General features: G+C 67.4%; 16 protein-coding genes. 11 read left to right on the top strand and 5 right to left on the bottom strand.

The genetic code is table 11. The annotated features are described in order from the left end of the window. Nucleotides 1-42 precede the first annotated feature (42 nt). The 5 genes from AKJ09_RS33110 (at nucleotide 43) to AKJ09_RS33090 (ending at nucleotide 5,470) form a co-directional block, all read left to right on the top strand. Nucleotides 43-1,902 (top strand): hybrid sensor histidine kinase/response regulator, encoded by a 1,860-nt coding sequence (locus tag AKJ09_RS33110; RefSeq protein ID WP_146651852.1) that lies wholly within the window; start codon nucleotides 43-45, stop codon nucleotides 1,900-1,902. A 283-nt stretch (nucleotides 1,903-2,185) separates the two neighbouring features. Continuing rightward, nucleotides 2,186-3,208, top strand: coding sequence for a hypothetical protein (locus tag AKJ09_RS33105; protein ID WP_146651851.1), 1,023 nt, complete (start codon nucleotides 2,186-2,188; stop codon nucleotides 3,206-3,208). 96 nt (nucleotides 3,209-3,304) lie between these two features. Beyond that, on the top strand, nucleotides 3,305-3,928 hold the full coding sequence (locus AKJ09_RS33100) for an RNA polymerase sigma factor (RefSeq protein ID WP_146651850.1): 624 nt from the start codon (nucleotides 3,305-3,307) through the stop codon (nucleotides 3,926-3,928). Then, on the top strand, nucleotides 3,925-4,737 hold the full coding sequence (locus AKJ09_RS33095) for a hypothetical protein (protein WP_146651849.1): 813 nt from the start codon (nucleotides 3,925-3,927) through the stop codon (nucleotides 4,735-4,737). The genes AKJ09_RS33100 and AKJ09_RS33095 overlap by 4 nt, the downstream gene beginning before the upstream one ends. A 181-nt stretch (nucleotides 4,738-4,918) precedes the next feature. After that, nucleotides 4,919-5,470 (top strand): hypothetical protein, encoded by a 552-nt coding sequence (locus tag AKJ09_RS33090; protein ID WP_146651848.1) that lies wholly within the window; start codon nucleotides 4,919-4,921, stop codon nucleotides 5,468-5,470. 30 nt (nucleotides 5,471-5,500) lie between these two features. Here the strand turns inward: AKJ09_RS33090 and AKJ09_RS33085 are convergent, their stop codons facing one another. Next, nucleotides 5,501-6,454 (bottom strand): LysR family transcriptional regulator, encoded by a 954-nt coding sequence (locus AKJ09_RS33085; protein ID WP_169928063.1) that lies wholly within the window; start codon nucleotides 6,452-6,454, stop codon nucleotides 5,501-5,503. Between the two features lie 105 nt (nucleotides 6,455-6,559). Here AKJ09_RS33085 and AKJ09_RS33080 point away from each other — a divergent pair, with 105 nt between their 5' ends. From AKJ09_RS33080 to AKJ09_RS33065, 4 genes are all read left to right on the top strand, one after another. Continuing rightward, on the top strand, nucleotides 6,560-7,354 hold the full coding sequence (locus AKJ09_RS33080) for an SDR family NAD(P)-dependent oxidoreductase (protein ID WP_146651846.1): 795 nt from the start codon (nucleotides 6,560-6,562) through the stop codon (nucleotides 7,352-7,354). 42 nt (nucleotides 7,355-7,396) lie between these two features. Then, nucleotides 7,397-7,891, top strand: a complete 495-nt coding sequence (locus AKJ09_RS33075; protein ID WP_205633875.1) for a MauE/DoxX family redox-associated membrane protein — start codon at nucleotides 7,397-7,399, stop codon at nucleotides 7,889-7,891. A 78-nt stretch (nucleotides 7,892-7,969) separates the two neighbouring features. Then, on the top strand, nucleotides 7,970-8,896 hold the full coding sequence (locus tag AKJ09_RS33070; protein WP_146651845.1) for a helix-turn-helix domain-containing protein: 927 nt from the start codon (nucleotides 7,970-7,972) through the stop codon (nucleotides 8,894-8,896). 157 nt (nucleotides 8,897-9,053) lie between these two features. Then, nucleotides 9,054-10,436 (top strand): cation:proton antiporter, encoded by a 1,383-nt coding sequence (locus tag AKJ09_RS33065; protein ID WP_169928062.1) that lies wholly within the window; start codon nucleotides 9,054-9,056, stop codon nucleotides 10,434-10,436. Here the strand turns inward: AKJ09_RS33065 and AKJ09_RS33060 are convergent. The 3 genes from AKJ09_RS33060 to AKJ09_RS33050 all read right to left on the bottom strand — a co-directional run bounded on the left by AKJ09_RS33060 (nucleotide 10,406) and on the right by AKJ09_RS33050 (nucleotide 12,314). Beyond that, the gene (locus AKJ09_RS33060; RefSeq protein WP_146651843.1) at nucleotides 10,406-10,888 is read right to left on the bottom strand and encodes an SRPBCC family protein; all 483 of its coding nucleotides are present in this window, start codon (nucleotides 10,886-10,888) and stop codon (nucleotides 10,406-10,408) included. The genes AKJ09_RS33065 and AKJ09_RS33060 overlap by 31 nt on opposite strands. Beyond that, a complete protein-coding gene (locus AKJ09_RS33055; RefSeq protein WP_146651842.1) occupies nucleotides 10,872-11,261 on the bottom strand; it encodes an ArsR/SmtB family transcription factor in 390 nt (129 codons plus the stop codon). The genes AKJ09_RS33060 and AKJ09_RS33055 overlap by 17 nt, the downstream gene beginning before the upstream one ends. A gap of 96 nt (nucleotides 11,262-11,357) precedes the next feature. After that, nucleotides 11,358-12,314, bottom strand: coding sequence for an endonuclease/exonuclease/phosphatase family protein (locus AKJ09_RS33050; RefSeq protein ID WP_146651841.1), 957 nt, complete (start codon nucleotides 12,312-12,314; stop codon nucleotides 11,358-11,360). A gap of 194 nt (nucleotides 12,315-12,508) precedes the next feature. Between AKJ09_RS33050 and AKJ09_RS33045 the strand changes: the two genes are divergently transcribed. Both AKJ09_RS33045 and AKJ09_RS33040 read left to right on the top strand, forming a co-directional pair. Beyond that, nucleotides 12,509-12,904 (top strand): YciI family protein, encoded by a 396-nt coding sequence (locus AKJ09_RS33045; RefSeq protein WP_146651840.1) that lies wholly within the window; start codon nucleotides 12,509-12,511, stop codon nucleotides 12,902-12,904. Then, nucleotides 12,904-14,178 (top strand): RNA polymerase sigma factor, encoded by a 1,275-nt coding sequence (locus tag AKJ09_RS33040; protein WP_146651839.1) that lies wholly within the window; start codon nucleotides 12,904-12,906, stop codon nucleotides 14,176-14,178. Before AKJ09_RS33045 ends, AKJ09_RS33040 begins: the two co-directional genes overlap by 1 nt. A 31-nt stretch (nucleotides 14,179-14,209) precedes the next feature. Here the strand turns inward: AKJ09_RS33040 and AKJ09_RS33035 are convergent, their stop codons facing one another. Continuing rightward, nucleotides 14,210-15,244 carry a tetratricopeptide repeat protein gene (locus AKJ09_RS33035; protein WP_146651838.1) on the bottom strand — a complete coding sequence of 345 codons (1,035 nt, stop codon included), beginning with the start codon at nucleotides 15,242-15,244 and terminating at the stop codon, nucleotides 14,210-14,212. Nucleotides 15,245-15,256: the final 12 nt, after the last annotated feature.

Genomic DNA, 15,256 nt, shown 5'->3' with positions numbered 1-15,256 from the left:
CGCGGGCATTTCTCGCGTCCAAGAAGCGCGTGTGAGTTTCGAATGAGCCAGGCGACGATTCCTCCGAAGGAGATCACCGAAGAGCTCATCGAGGCGTTTCTCCGCCTTTCGCGCGCCGACTTCACGGTCAGGCTCCCGCGGAATCACAAGCGCGATACGGCCGATCTGCTGGCGATGTTCGTCAACCAGATCGCCGAAGAGCTCGGCCGCTTGCTCGACGAGCGCGATGCGTCCCGCGCGGCTCTGGAGCATGGCGTCTCGCAGCTGAGCGAGGCGTTCGTCCAGCTCGCGTCGGGCAACTTCACCGCGCGCGTGCCGCGGAGTGAACGCGGCGATCCGCTCGACGTCCTCGCCTTCCTCTTCAATAACATGGCCGCCGAGCTCGGCGATGCCGCCGCCGAGCTCCACAAGCAACGCGAGGTCCTCGAAGCCACGATCGAGTCGATGGTCGACGGGGTTTTGCTCCTCGACTACCGCAGCGTCGTCCAGCGCCCGAACAGCGCCTTCTGCCGAATGCTCGGCCTCGATCGCTCGGCCGTCGTCGGTGCGCGACTCGGCTCGCTCCTCGTCGCCTCCGAGCAGATGGTCGCCACGCGCCTGGCCGACGAAGCGATGCACGGCGCCGTCCGAGGCCGAACGCTCGTCTTCCGAACGGCCTCCGGCGATCCGCTCTCGCTCACGGTCAACGCCTCGCCCCAGCGTGTCGGCGACGATGGCGAAGCGGTCGGCTTGGTGCTCGTCGCACGCGACGATCGTGATCTGAAGAAGGCGCAGGCGCAGCTCCAGCTGAGCGATCGGCTTGCCACGATGGGCAGTCTCGCGGCGGGCGTGGCCCACGAGATCAACAATCCCCTCGCCTTCATCGCCGGCAACATCGACTTCGTGATGGAGGAGACGGAGGCCCTCGCCGATGCCCTTCCCGAGGAGCCGCGCCTCGAAATCGACAAGGCGCTCAAGGCCGCGCGCGACGGCGCCGAGCGCGTCCGGCAGATCGTCAAAGACCTCAAAGCCTTCTCGCGTGTCGACGAAGAAGAGGTCGCGCAGGTCTCGCTGGCGCGCATTCTCGACGCCGCCGTCCACATGGTTCGCCACGAGATCCGGCATCGCGCGGTTCTCGAAAAGAACTACGGCGAGGTTCCCCTCGTCGACGCGAACGAAGCGCGCCTGCTCCAGGTCTTCCTCAACCTGATTCAGAACGCCGCGCAGGCCATCCCCGCAGGACGCGCCGACGACAATCGCATTCGCCTGATGACCGGCACCCTGCCCGACGGACGCGCGTTCGCCGCCGTGCAGGACACCGGCTCGGGTATCGCGCCCAAGGACTTGCCGCGCATCTTCGACGCGTTCTTCACGACGAAAGCGGTCGGCAGCGGCACCGGCCTCGGACTCTCGATCTCGCACAAGATCGTCACCGGTTTCGGGGGAACGATCGAGGTCGAGAGCGAAGTCGGTGGAGGAACCACGTTCCGCGTGCTGCTACCGCCGGGAGGGGGCGGCGCCTCGAGCGCCGATGCCCGCGTCCCGCGTCCTTCGTCTCCGCCCGCGCGTCGCAAGCGCGTTCTCATCGTCGACGACGAAGTCGAAGTCGGCCACACGCTCCTTCGCATCCTCGGCCGCGAGCACGAGGTGGTCGCGGTCGCCCGTGGCCGCGAAGCCCTTCCGCTCCTCGCCGAGCGCGAATGGGACATCGTGCTCTGCGACCTGATGATGCCCGAGATGACGGGCGTCGAGGTCTACACGCGCGCCATCGAGCAGCGCCCCGAGCTCGCACGCCGTTTCGTCTTCCTCACCGGCGGCAGCTTCGACGAGAACGTGCGTGCCTTCCTCCTGCGCGTTCCGAACGGCCTCGTCGAAAAGCCCTTCGACGCGCGCGATCTCCGGACGCTCGTCGCACGCGCCTGACGCACGTCGAGCGCCTTGCTCGAGCCCACATGCGCAAGAGCACCGAACAGCCTGCTCCCGTCGTCTTTCCGCCGATTTCCGTCGCCGCGCTTCGTCGCTCCTCCTCGAGATACCCCAGTATCCCTCGTCGTCGCTCCTCGCGCGGCTCGGAACTAGGCGGAAAGACTCGGTCCGCAAACTGTTCGGTGCTCTAGTGTCCAGGTCGACCATGGCGCGGATTCCGTCGAGCATCTCCTCGAGAGAACGCGCCCGCCGAAGCCGCCTACGTCGACTTGCCGCCCTCATGTTCGGCTGCTCATCCGCACTCGCCGTCGGATTCGCTGGCGTCGCCCACGCCGACGACGGAGAGCCGAGCGACAAGCTCCACTACGAAGCCCCCGCCGCGTGTCCTTCACGCGCCGAGTTCGAAGAGCAGGTTCGCGCGCGCGTCTCCCCGGGATGGGCCGCCGGCGGCGACACGCGCCAGTTCGACGTCCGCATCGTGCGCGATGCACGCGGTGTCTTCGTCGGCACGCTCACGGTGCGCGGTGCAGGTCGAGAGCCGAACGAACGCGAGATACGCGCATCGACGTGCAAGGCCGTGAGCACGTCGCTCGCGGTGTTCATGGCCATCGCGCTCGCTCCGTCCGGCGCCGAGCCCGCGCCCTCCGCTCCTCCGTCACCGAGCGTGTCGCCACCATCGCCGGAGCCGGAGCTCCCCACTTCACCCGTCGAACCGTCTTCCTCGCCGCCCGCTCCGCAAGCTCCACCACGTCCATCGATCGCGCATCGGCCGAGCGCGCACTGGACGCTCGGTTCGGGTTTTCGCGCCACGTACCTGAATGCGCCAGGGGCCGCCTGGGGCGGACGCGCCTTCGTCGATCTGACACGCACGCCCGCGCGAGGCGGCGCGGGCATTGCGGCGCGTCTCTCGTGGGGATGGGTCGACTTCTCCGAGCACCCCGCGCGCACCGGCGACGTGACGTTTCGCCTTCGCACGGCGCGCGTCGAGGGATGCGCACGCTTCACCGATGGCCGGTTCGGCCTGTCGCCGTGCGCGGGCATCGACCTCGGAAGTCTCACCGGCGACACGCCCGAGCTCCGGCGCGCCAGCTCCTCGAGCGCATTCTGGTCGGCGGCCACCGCTACCCTCCGCGGGAGCTTCGCACTCACTCCCTGGCTGTCCCTCGAGCTCGAGGGAAGCCTCCTTGTGCCCTTCCAACGGCCGAGGTTCGAGGTCGACGAGCCGCTTCGCACCGTCTACCGCCCTCCTGCCGTGCTGTTCGAGGCCGGCGCGGGTGCTTGCCTAAGCGGCCGCTTTCACTAGCCTCGAGGCTACCGGGCCCCACATGCGCACCGTCCGATACGAAAAATCGACCGAGGTGGCGATCACTTCGCCGCCAGCCGGGATTCTTTCGGAACGATGTCCGGACACAGCTTGGCAAGCGCACTGCCCGGCCCGCTGCGCGTGACCACGCGAGCGGAGGCGAGCACGCCTGACGCCGCGACGGACCTCCGCGACGTCAGCGAACGCCGCGAGCTCGTCGAACGCTTCGTGAGGGACAATCACGAGTTCGTCTGGCGTTGCGCCCGGCGGCTCGGCGTTCGTGAGGCGGACGTCGACGATGTGGTCCAGGAAGTGTTCCTGGCCGCGTCGAAGAACATCGACTCCATCGAACCCGGGCGCGAGCGAGGCTACCTCTTCCGCACCTGCGTCTTCGCCTCCGCCCACGCTCGTCGCTCCGTGCAGCGCCGCCGCGAGGTCGTCGACGAAATCCGCGTCGGTGCCGAGGTCGATCAGCGCGCGACCCCCGAACAGAGCGCCGCCGAATCCCAAGCACGCGAGCGCCTCCAAGCCATCCTCGACGCCATGCCCGAAGACTTCCGGGTCGTGTTCGTCCTCTTCGAGCTCGAACGCGTGACGATGATCGACATCGCCGAGATGCTGGGCGTGCCCCAAGGAACCGTGGCCTCTCGCCTCCGTAGGGCCCGTGAGATTTTCATGACCCAGGCCACCGCCGTGCATAGCGAAGGGGAAGCCCGATGAGCGACATCAAACGCCTCCTCGACGATCCCATCGCGCCCATGGCGCCCGAGCTCGCCGATCTGCTTCGTTCCGCCGACGCTGACGCTCCTCGCGCTCCGAGCAAACTGCAGGACGAGATCATCTCGTCGATCGTGGCCGGTCGAGGAACGACCACCGTGCTCGCACCTGCACGGCCCGCCCTCCTCGGCAACGCTGGTCTGGCGGGGCTTCTCCGCGCATGGAAGTGGAGCCTTCCGCTCGCAGGTCTCGCGATCGCCACGAGCGTGGTGGTCATGAGCTCGACCGGAGCGCGCACGCACGAAGCCTCGCCCTCCGCCGACACCGCGCCGCCGCCCGTCGTCGCGGCCAACGAGCCTGCCAAGACCACCACGCTGCCCGAGCCCTCGCCCACGTTCTCGTCGCCCGCGTCCGCATCGCCGGCGTCGAGCCTGCGCGTCGAGGATCTCCCGAATGCGGAGAACAAGGCCAAGCGCGCGCCCGCCGCATCCGCATCGGCCGCCCCCAAACCGTCGACCAGCGCCGCCCAAGACGCCACCGCCACTATCGATGGAGAGATCGCGGCCATCGACGCGGCACGCGCATCGCTCGCCGCCGGACGCTCGAGCGAAGCCCTCTCCAAGGTGCAGAGCTACCGTCGGTCGTTCCCCGCGCCTCACTTCGCGGGCGAAGCCGACGCCCTCGAAATTCAGGCGCTCGCCGCACTGGGCCGAACCGACGAGGCGCGCCAGAAGGCGGATCGCTTCCTCGCCTCGCGTCCGCAATCGCCCTACGCGCAGCGCGTTCGTCAGGCCGTCGGTCTCAAAGATTGACCGACCTGACGAGCGGTCGGCACCGCATGTCGTGGCGCCGAATGGCGCTGCACGCGCACCTGCGCACCTGACCGCCGACGCCGAACGTGGCGCATTCCATCAATGGATGAAGCCCATCCTCGCGAAACGTCACGATCCACGGCGTGCCCCGCTGGACGCCATCGGCTAGGCTTCACGTTGCGTGAGGACGAAGGGAGTTGCCGTCCGGAGCATTCTCCTCGGCGTGGAGACGCTCTGGGGTCCAAGCGGGCTCGAACGCGTGAAAGACGCGCTCGCACCGGAGATTCGTTCGCAGATCGAGCCGCTGGTCCTCTCGGCCGACTGGTACGACGTCACCGTGCCCGCAGCGATTCACGTGGCGGTCAAAGAGACCGTCGGCAACGGCTCGTGGCGTTACAGCCGTGACATCGGACGCGAAGCAGGCCGCGTCGACTGGAAGGGCGTGCACCGCATCTTCCTCCGCGCCTTCTCCTACGACACGATTTTCGAGCGCGTCGAACGCGCCTGGCGACAGTACCAATCGCAAGGCGTGGTGACGTGGAAGCGTTACGGTGACACGCGCGCCTCGGGCATCGTCACCGACGTGCAAGGCCTCAACGAAGGCATCTGGCTCTCGGTCGCCGGTCGGCTCGAGGTCCTCTTCGAGTTCGCCGGCGCCAAGACGTCGCTCTGCGAGCTCGTCCGCTTCACGTCGAACGACGCCGTCTTCGACCTCGCCTGGAAGAAGTCCTGATCGCGTGACGCAGCCCTCGTCGACGCCTCGCTAGGTCTTTCGCTTGGAACGGGCACGACCTCGCGCCCCCGGCGAGGTTCGTTCGGGCAGTTCCGCGAGCAGGAATCGCGATAGTTCGCGAACGCGCGCAGGAGCCAGAGCTCCTGCTGCGTGAAGGGCGAACGCAAAGCGCCCGGGGAGCACGGCGTTCGGTAAGACGCGCACGAGACGCCCCTCGTCAATCGGACGTTGTGCGAGATAGCGAGGGATCTGCGCGATGCCGAGCCCTTCGAGTGCGGCGTTGTGCAGAGCCGGCAAGCTCGTCGACACGAGCGGCCCGGAGACGTCGACCACCTGCGCGCGCCCACCCTCCGTCATGCGCCAGTGCCCGCGATCGGGAGCATGCGCGAGATCCAGACACGCGTGCACAGAGAGGTCGCTCGGACGCGCGGGTACGGCGCGCCGCTCGAGATAAGCCGGACTCGCCACCAGCCAATACTCGATGTCGCCGACCTTTCGAGCCAAGAGCCCGCTCGGAGGCAGCTGCGAGGCGACGCGCACCGCGACGTCGATGCGCTCCTTCACGAGGTCGACGAACGCGTCGTCGAGAATCAGCTCGACCTCGACCTCGGGAAAACGCAGAAGGAATCGCGCGAGCACAGGCGCCACGACCTCCTGCCCGAACAACGTCGGAGCCGTCACGCGGACGAGCCCGCGCGGAACGCGACTGTCGGCCCGCACGTCGTCCTCCGCGTCCGACAGGTTGCGTAGGAGCCGAACGGCGTGCTCTCGGTAGCGAAGCCCAGCCGCCGTCGGCCTCAGACGCCGCGTGGTCCGCTCGATGAGGCGGACACCAAGGCGCTGCTCGACGCGGGCAAGCTGTTTGCTCACTGCCGAGGGCGTGAGCCGCAGCGCCCGAGCCGCGGCGGCCACGCTTCCACCATCGATCACGCTCGCGACCACATTCATTTCCCAGAGTGCGTCCCGTTCGACGATTCGTGCCATGCGGGACCGAGTGTAGTTCCCATTCATGCCTTGAGCGCAAGACTCACGAAGCCCAGACTCCCCCTCGAGCCGTCCCCCACGGCTCGAAGAACCGAAGAGGACCCCATGGACCTGAACCTCCAGAACAAGCGTGCACTCGTGACCGGCTCGACGGTGGGCATCGGCTACGCCATTGCCCTGCGGCTCGCGCGCGAGGGCGCGGAAGTCGTCCTCCACGGACGCAGCCAAGGGCGCGTCGACGATGCCGTGAAGAGCATCACCTCCGAGATCCCTGGCGCGCGCGTTCGCGGCGTCACCGCCGATCTCGCCACCGACGCCGGCGCGAGGCGTCTCTCGGCGGAGGTCCCCGACGTGGACATCCTCGTCAACAACGCGGGCATCTACGGCGCCAAAGACTTCGAGGAGCTCACCCACGAAGACTGGACGCGCATCATGCAGGTCAACGTCTATTCGGGCGCCACGCTCGCGCAGCAGCACCTCCCGCGCATGCTGGAGCGCAACTCCGGGCGCATCATCTTCATCTCCAGCGAGTCGGCCTCGAACATCCCGGTGGAAATGATCCACTACGGCGTCAGCAAGGCCGCGCAATCGGCGCTCGCCCGAGGCCTCGCCGAGCGCACGCGCGGAACGGCGGTGACGGTCAACAGCGTCCTCGCCGGACCGACCAAGTCCGAGGGTGTCGAGGAATTCGTTCGCGGCCTCGCCAAGCAGCGGAACCTCACCGAGAGCGACGTGGAGAAGGAGTTCTTCACGCTCGCGCGCCCCGGCTCGCTCATCCATCGCTTCGCCACGCCCGACGAGGTTGCCAACGTGGTGGCTTTCGTCGCCAGCCCGCTCGCCTCGATCATGAACGGAGGCGCCATCCGCGCCGAAGGTGGCCTGCTGAAGAACATGCTCTGAGCAGACGCCGGCGACATCGTACGAAGGAGAAAGGCCTCATCCATGTCCAGTCGCCCCGCGGAGCTCGGCGAACCTCGAACGAACGACACCGAAGCGACGCGCAACAAGGACTACGAGCTCGGTCACCTGGTCCTCCGCGTCGTCGTCGGAGTCAACATCCTCGGTCACGGGCTCGCTCGCATCGGATCGCCCGGCGCCTTCGCCGATGCACTCACGCACGACTTCGCCTCGACACCGCTGCCGAGTTGGTCGGTCCGGCTCTTCGCTCTCACGCTCCCCTTCCTGGAGTTCGCCGTGGGCCTGCTCGTTCTGCTCGGCCTACGCCTCCGGGAGGCGCTGCTCGCCGGCGGTGCCATCATCGCTGCGCTCACGCTGGGCATGACGCTCCGCCAACAATGGGAGGTCGTCGGCCTGCAGCTGATCTACGGTCTGGCCTATGCCGCACTGCTCGCCGGCGCTCGACACGCACGCTTCACGCTCGATGCTCGCATCGGCCGCACGAGCGCACCTCGCCTCCATCCTGCACGCTCCTCGTGAACGGAGAGTCGCGCAGGCGTCGAAAAATGCATTCGGGGCCTTGACCCTCCAGTTGGTGGAAGCCTCAGAGTCGCTCGCATGAGTGACAAGCGCGAAAGGCAACCTCTCACCATCGGTGAGCTGTCGAAGCGTACGGGGATCCCCGTCAAGACGCTTCGCTTCTACTCCGACGAGGGGCTCCTTCCGCCTGCCCGCCGATCGCGTTCGAACTATCGGCTCTATGACGAAGAGCAGGTCGTTCGGCTCGATCTGGTACGCACCCTTCGGGAAGCGGGGCTCGACCTCGCGACGATCCGCAAGGTGCTCGGTCAGGACATGTCACTCGAAGACGCGCTCCGCCTGCGGCTCGCGGCCGTCGAAGCGCACGTGGCATCGCTCTCGCGCGTTGCCGCTGCGCTTCGTGCCGCGCTCCGCAAGGAGCCAAACGAAGAGGACTTGAGGAGGCTCTCCACCATGACCCGACTGTCCAATGAGGAACGCAAGGCCGTCATCGCACGCTTCTACGACAAGGTCGCCGAAGGCGTGCCCATGAACCCGCGGTGGATGCAGGGCATGATCGATGCATCGTGTCCGCAACTCCCCGAGGACGCATCACCGGCACAGCTCGATGCTTGGATCGAGCTCGCCGAGATGCTTTCTGAGCCGACGTTCATCGAGAACGTCCGCCTGATGGCCAAGCAGACATGGAACGAAACGCTCGACCAGGCCGCCTTGTTCGCCGCCACCCGCGAGGCCGTCGCCGCCGCCAAGGCCGCGCGCGCGCAGGGGCTCCTTCCGGAGTCGCCCGAGGGCCTCGCCATCGCCGACCGCTTTCTCCAGGCGAGCGCCGCCGCGAGTGGCCGGTCCGTCGATGACGCCTACAAGGAAGAGATCCGAAAGACCCAAGATCCGCGCACCCAGCGCTATTGGGAGCTCGTTGCGATCATGAAGGACGAGCCGCTCTCCCCGCAGTTCGACGACGGCCGCTGGCTCGGCGCGGCGATCGCGAAGGCCCTCGCGTCCTGAGATTGTCGGTCCTGACCGACGCCTGACCGCCGGGCGTCGGTACGGGCCGACAACGAGGCCTTCGATCCGACGTTTATCGGCGGAGAACGCGAGCGGCACGACTCGTGGAAGGGCACGCGCTCGTGCTCTTTCGAACGTCGGCTCACGGAGGACGAGCGTGAGCGCCGTCCGTTCCCGATCGCTCGGCAGCTTCGGGCTCGATGCGCTCGCGCTTGCCGTCGTCTTTGCCATCGCGTGGGCGGGTGTGCGCGGCGCACCTGCCCTGCATGGCGATGCCGCCTTGATCGGCGCGCTCGGCTTCTTGCTCCTCGCCGGAAGCCTGACGAGCAAGGTGATCGAGGTGCTCGGCGTCCCGCACCTCACGGGCTACTTGCTCGCAGGCGTCGTGGCCGGTCCGCACGTCCTGCACCTCGTCGATCACGACGCGGTCACGCGCCTCCAGCCCGTCAATACGCTCGCGCTCGCCCTGATCGCTCTCGCAGGCGGAGCGGAGATCGAGCTCGGAGCCATACGACGCAGCTTGCGCAGCCTCGCCGTGGCGATGATCGTGCAGTGCGGATCGGTCCTGGCCGTCGTCGCGCTCGTGTTCGTGGTCGCGGCGCCCACGCTGATTCCGTTCACGTACTCGCTCCGCTTCAGCGGTGTCGTCGGCGTCGCCCTTCTCTGGGGCGTCATCGCGGTGAGCCGTAGTCCTGCAGCCACGCTTGCCGTGGTCTCGCAGACGCGCGCCAAGGGACCGCTCACGAGCTTTTCGCTAGCGTTCGTGATGACGTCCGACGTCGTCGTCGTCGTGCTGCTCGCCGCCATGATGGCCATCGCGAAGCCGCTCGTCGATCCGGCGGCGAACCTCTCGCTCGCCGCCTTCCACGTCCTTGGCCACGAGATCCTCGGCAGCGTCGCGATCGGCACCACGTTGGGCGTCGTCCTCGCGCTCTATCTGAAGCTCGTCGGACGGCAGCTCATCGTGGTGCTCGTCGCGCTCGGTTTCGGCGCCACCGAGACACTCCACTATCTGAACTACGAGCCGCTCCTCACGTTCCTGGTGGCGGGCTTCGTCGTTCGCAATCTCTCGCAGCAAGGCGAGAAGTTCTTGCACGCCACCGAGCAGATGGGCGGCGTCGTCTACGTCGTGTTCTTCGCCAACGCCGGCGCCCACCTCGACTTGCCACTCTTGAAGGAGCTCTGGCCCGTCGCCCTGCTCCTCGCCGGCTCGCGCGCCTTCACCACGATCGTCGCGGCCAAGGTGTCGAGTCGCATTGCGGGTGACGCTCCCACGATCAAGTCGTGGAGCTGGGCTCCGCTCGTCTCGCAGGCCGGTCTGACCTTGGGCCTCAGCGCCGTCATCGCGCGCGAGTTTCCGAGCTTCGGAGCCGGCTTCCGAGCCCTGGCCATCGCCACCGTCGCCCTCAACGAGATCGTGGGGCCGATCGTCTTCAAGCTGGCGCTCGATCGCGCGAAGGAGACGAGCGGCCCCGGCCCCGAGCTACGCGTGGTGACGCACGCGCCGCCTCAGGCCTTGCGCGAAGACGAAGCGGCGTGAGCGGCCATTCGGTCGAGCGCCTGCGCCCAGCCGTCTTCGTGGTCTCGAACGGCGTCGACCGAATCGAAGCCGCTATGGCGCAAGGTGAACGTCGTCTTGCCGTCGCGCTCTTCGAACGTCACCGTCACGCGCGTCTCCGGCTGGGTGGATCTCTCCTCGTCCCCCCACGCGAACGAAAACACGATGCGCTTCGGCGCCACGATCTCGAGGACCACGCCGCGTAGCCAGTGATCTTCACCGGACGGCGAGCGCATCTGGTAGCGAAGCGCGCCGCCGACGCGGAAGTCCACATCGCAACTGGGCAACGTGAAGCCCTGCGGGCCCCACCATCGGGCGAGGTGCTCGGGTTTCGTCCACACCTCGAAGACGGTCTCCGCCGGTGCGTCGATGACACGCGTGAGCACGAGCTCCTTCTTCGCTCCACGCGACTGCACGTCAGTTCCTGCTTCCATGGCCATTCTCCTTCTTCGGCTTTCGGGGTTTCTCGGGTTTGGTCTCACGCTCCTTCTGGACCTCGCGCACGTAATGCTCCATGCGATCGAGGCTGCCTTCCCAGAAGAGGCGGTACTGTTCGAGCCAGCTGACCGCGTGTTCGAGCGGTGCGGCCGTAAGCTGTCGCGGCCGCCGCTGCGCGTCGCGGTTCGATGTCACGAGCCCGGCATCTTCGAGCACGCGAAGGTGCTTCGAGACCGCGCGCACGCTCATGTCGAACGGCTCGGCCAGCTCGTTCACGCTCGCCTCCCCTTTCGCGAGCCGCGCGAGGATCGCGCGTCGCGTCGGATCGGCGAGGGCGGCGAACGTGGCGCTCAGGGCATCGGTGGACATCGTCGAGCTCTCCGTCTTTGTTTGGAACCATTCGGTTCCGGAACTGATTAGTTCCATACGACCGCGAACGATGACCGTCAAGGGCCCCGCCGGTTTTCACACCTCGAGCTCGACGACGACCGGCGCGTGGAGCGAGCCCACGGGATGGGGCGTGAAGAACTCGTCGTCGAGGTCGGCGTTCAAGATGTCGGTCGCGACGTGCCTTCGCGCGAGAGACTGCGACGCGAGGAGGTGGTCGAGCATCTGGCCGCGCCCATGGTGGAGAACGGAATAACGCTTCTCCGTCGGCACTCGCTCTTCCAGGGCCTCGAGAGCGCGTGGGGCGAGATCGGGATTGCCCGTGTCCTCGACGTCGGCCCGCAGGATGCGCACGGCGCTGCTCGAAGCGTCGGCGTTGAGATCTCCGGCGACGAGCACGTTGGCACGAAGGTCGTCGTCGAACACGGCATCGATCCGACGCCGGAGCTCGAGCGCCTGTCCCGACCGCTTGATCGACGCGAGAAAATATCCCTCCGACCAGCCCTCGGTCGTGCGCCACGACGTGGCGGCGAGCTTCTGCGCTTCGATGGGCGCCGCGAGAGGGGCGCGAAGATGCGCGTCGAAGACCCAGAGCGATTCGCCGCCGGGCAGCTCGACGCGCACCTCGAGAAAGGGTCGATCCCAGACCACGCGCACGTCGTGCGGGGAAGGACTCGTCGCAATCGTGATCACGGGCGGCGCCACGAGATCGTGCCAGTGCTGCTCGAACGCCCGAATCGGAAGGCGCGAGAGCACGACCAGGTTGTGCTTGTCATTCGGGCCTCCCGACCGTCCTCGCGTCGTCCGGCGCTCGAACCCGGCGTACGGAGTTTCTTCGAGCAAGCGTTCGAGGGCCTGAAGCTCGTGCACGCCGTGGTGAGGCACGTGAGCGCTCACCTCCTGGAGGCACAGAATGTCTGCGCGTAGGCGGAGCAGTTGCGGGCGCAGCACCGCGACGCGAGCCTCGAGCGGAATGCCGTGACCATGAGGCATGTCGAAGTTCTCGAGGTTGAAGGTCGCGATCCGAACCCGCACCCTGGGAAGATGTAGGCATCGCCCGATTCTGGGGCTCGACCGTGGAGCCCAACGGGCCCAGAATGCCGCGAATTTCGGGGCCTCGAAAAAAGCACCTGGTCCACGACGAGCATGTCGAAAAGCCGGGGCCAGCTCCGACGAAGGATCGAAGCGTCTCTCGAGAGCGAGCGGCGCCCATCTCGAAGGACTCACCCATGAAATACATGCTGATGATGAACACCCCCTCCGGCGGCCCGTACCAGATCGCGAGCTGGCCCGAGCACGACATCAAGGCCCACATCGGCTTCATGCGCGACTTCGCCAAGAAGCTGAAGGAGTCCGGCGAGCTCATCGGCGCCGAGGGCCTCTCGGGGCCCGACCAGGCCAAGCTCGTACGTGGCGACAAGGACGGCAAGCCGATCACCGACGGCGTGTTCCCCGAGACCAAGGAGTTCCTCGCCGGGTACTGGATGATCGACGTGGAGAACGCCGAGCGTGCCTACGCGATTGCCGCCGAAGCCTCCATGGCGCCCGGCATCGGCGGCAAGCCGCTTCACCTGGGCATCGAGGTTCGTCAGATCATCAGCGTGCCGGCCAAAGAATTCGTCTGATGTCCGAGAGCGAGAAACTGCCGAAGCTCGACGCGAAGACCCAGCACCTCCTGCGCGAGCTGGCGCCGGTGGTGTTGGGCGCCGTCGTTCGGCGGTTTCGCGACTTCGCGGCGTCGGAGGATGCCGTGCAGGAAGCTCTCGTCGCCGCGTCGACCAACTGGCCTCGCGACGGCATGCCGGACGATCCGCGCGCGTGGCTGATTCGCGTCGCATCGCGCCGGCTCGTCGACCACGTTCGCGCCGAAGCCGCGCGCCGTCATCGCGAGGCCATCGTCGTCAGCCTCGTTCCCCCCGAAGAGCAGCTCGCGCTCGCGCCCACCGAAGAGGGCACCGTCGAACGCGACGACACGCTCGATCTGCTCTTCATGTGCTGCCACCCGTCACTGACGAGCGCCTCCGCCATCGCGCTCACCCTTCGCGCCGTGGGCGGCCTCACCACGGCCGAGATCGCCAAAGCCTTCATGGTGCCCGAGGCGACGATGGCCCAGCGGATCAGCCGCGCCAAGCAGACCATCAAGACATCCGGCGTTCCGCTCGAGATGCCGTCGTCGGAGGAACGTACGCAGCGCCTGGGCGCGGTGATGCACGTTCTCTATCTGATCTTCAGCGAAGGCTACACGGCCAGCGCCGGCACCGATCTGCAGCGAACCGACCTCTCGAGCGAAGCCATGAGGCTCGCCCGCCTGCTTCACCGGCTCGCGCCGGACGATGCCGAGGTAGCGGGTCTGCTCGCCCTCATGCTCCTCACCGACGCTCGGCGCGACGCGCGCAGTGGCCCGGATGGGGAGCTGATTCCGCTCGACGAGCAGGACCGTTCACTCTGGGATCGACGCGCGATCGTCGAAGGCGTGGCCCTCGTCAGCGAGACGCTCGCCCGTGGCAAGGTGGGCCCCTACCAGCTCCAAGCCGCCATCGCCGCCGTGCACGACGAAGCGCCGAGCACGGAAGAGACCGATTGGCAGGACATCCTCGGCCTCTACGGCGTGCTGCAGCGCATGACCGACAACCCGATGGTCTCGCTCAACCACGCCATCGCCACGGCGATGGTCTACGGGGCCCAGGCCGGCCTCGCCACACTCGAGCAGCTCGCCGACAATCCACACCTTCGTGACCATCATCGTCTCTACGCGGTGCGCGCGCATCTGCACGAACGCGCCAGCGACCTCGCTTCCGCACGCGCCGACTACGAGCACGCCGCCCGTCTCGCCACGAGCGTCCCCGAGCGAAACTACCTCCTCGTGAAAGCCTCGCGCCTCCACAACGCGCCGAAGTGAGCGTCCGGCGCGACTCAGGCGCGCGCTGGGATCAGATCGAATTCGCGCCGCGAGGGCCGGACGGCGGCACGCGGCGGGCGCGCCATTGTTCGTATGCCGCGTCGATGAGGGGGCCGGTGAAGGCGATGATCTGGTGGCGCGGGTTGAGCGCGCGGAGCTTCTCCAGCTCCTGGTGAGCGCCTTCGGGGCTCCGCTGCAGGAGCACGAGATGGGCCTGCGCGCGCACGAACTTGGGATCCTTCTGGAGCGCCTTCCGCAGAAGCTGCGTTGCGCCGATGGGGTCGCCCTCGCTCTGCGCCTGGAGAGCACGCAGGAAGAGGAGCCCCGTGCTGGTCGGATTCTTCTGTTCGAGAATCGTCAGGGCCTCGTTGAACGCGCCCCAGTCACCGCGGAGGCGATGATAGTCGGCCGCGATGCGATAGCCTTTGAAGCTCTCCGGCGATGCGGAGATCAGCTTGCGCGTCAGCTCGGCGCCGCGTCGTGCGTGTTCGCCCGCGAGCTCACGGAGCGCCAGCGAGGTTTCTTTGGCTTCGCGCTCGGCGTTCTCGAGCTCGGCGAGCTTGGCTTGTTCCGCGTCGCTGGTGGCGCCGCTCAGATGACGGAAGCGCAGCGTCCTCGTGGCCTCCGAGACGTTCTCGACCGCGCCATCGAGCACCTCGGCGACGATGAGCTGCGCTTCGCTCCACGAAAGCTCGACTTGCGCTCCCAGGACGAGAGCATCCGTTCCGCTCTGCTTCTCCGCGAAGGCCGCAGCGCCGCCGAAGAGATCGAGCTGATCGAGATGGAGAATGGCGTCGACGTCAGCGAGGCTCTTCGGCTTGCGAAGCGGCTCGTCTGCCGGACTGAGCGGATTGGCCTTGGCGAAGTCGCGCAGCACCTGCTCGGGATCGCGCCGGGCACGACCAGGCGTCGTCGCTGCGGCAGGCTGCGTGGATCTGGACGAGGGAGTCTGAGCCTCTCGCGATGCGGGCGCCGCCGGCGGGCATTTCGGCGTTGCGCATCCAACAGAGAAGCCGCCCAAAGCGGCCAGCATCATCACGAGCGCGGCGGATCGGATCTTGGTCACGGGGAAGCCGTA

Source organism: Labilithrix luteola, from assembly GCF_001263205.1.
GTDB classification, from domain to species: Bacteria; Myxococcota_A; Polyangia; order Polyangiales; family Polyangiaceae; genus Labilithrix; species Labilithrix luteola.
This window is presented reverse-complemented; position numbering and strand designations above follow the sequence as displayed.

Excerpts from the sequence above, each read along its gene's own strand:
- AKJ09_RS33110 (WP_146651852.1), top strand. The coding sequence starts at position 43 with ATGAGCCAGGCGACGATTCCTCCGAAGGAGATCACCGAAGAGCTCATC.
- AKJ09_RS33105 (WP_146651851.1), top strand. The coding sequence starts at position 2,186 with ATGTTCGGCTGCTCATCCGCACTCGCCGTCGGATTCGCTGGCGTCGCC.
- AKJ09_RS33100 (WP_146651850.1), top strand. The coding sequence starts at position 3,305 with ATGTCCGGACACAGCTTGGCAAGCGCACTGCCCGGCCCGCTGCGCGTG.
- AKJ09_RS33095 (WP_146651849.1), top strand. The coding sequence starts at position 3,925 with ATGAGCGACATCAAACGCCTCCTCGACGATCCCATCGCGCCCATGGCG.
- AKJ09_RS33085 (WP_169928063.1), bottom strand. The coding sequence starts at position 6,454 with ATGGCACGAATCGTCGAACGGGACGCACTCTGGGAAATGAATGTGGTC.
- AKJ09_RS33080 (WP_146651846.1), top strand. The coding sequence starts at position 6,560 with ATGGACCTGAACCTCCAGAACAAGCGTGCACTCGTGACCGGCTCGACG.
- AKJ09_RS33075 (WP_205633875.1), top strand. The coding sequence starts at position 7,397 with ATGTCCAGTCGCCCCGCGGAGCTCGGCGAACCTCGAACGAACGACACC.
- AKJ09_RS33070 (WP_146651845.1), top strand. The coding sequence starts at position 7,970 with ATGAGTGACAAGCGCGAAAGGCAACCTCTCACCATCGGTGAGCTGTCG.
- AKJ09_RS33060 (WP_146651843.1), bottom strand. The coding sequence starts at position 10,888 with ATGGAAGCAGGAACTGACGTGCAGTCGCGTGGAGCGAAGAAGGAGCTC.
- AKJ09_RS33055 (WP_146651842.1), bottom strand. The coding sequence starts at position 11,261 with ATGTCCACCGATGCCCTGAGCGCCACGTTCGCCGCCCTCGCCGATCCG.
- AKJ09_RS33045 (WP_146651840.1), top strand. The coding sequence starts at position 12,509 with ATGAAATACATGCTGATGATGAACACCCCCTCCGGCGGCCCGTACCAG.
- AKJ09_RS33040 (WP_146651839.1), top strand. The coding sequence starts at position 12,904 with ATGTCCGAGAGCGAGAAACTGCCGAAGCTCGACGCGAAGACCCAGCAC.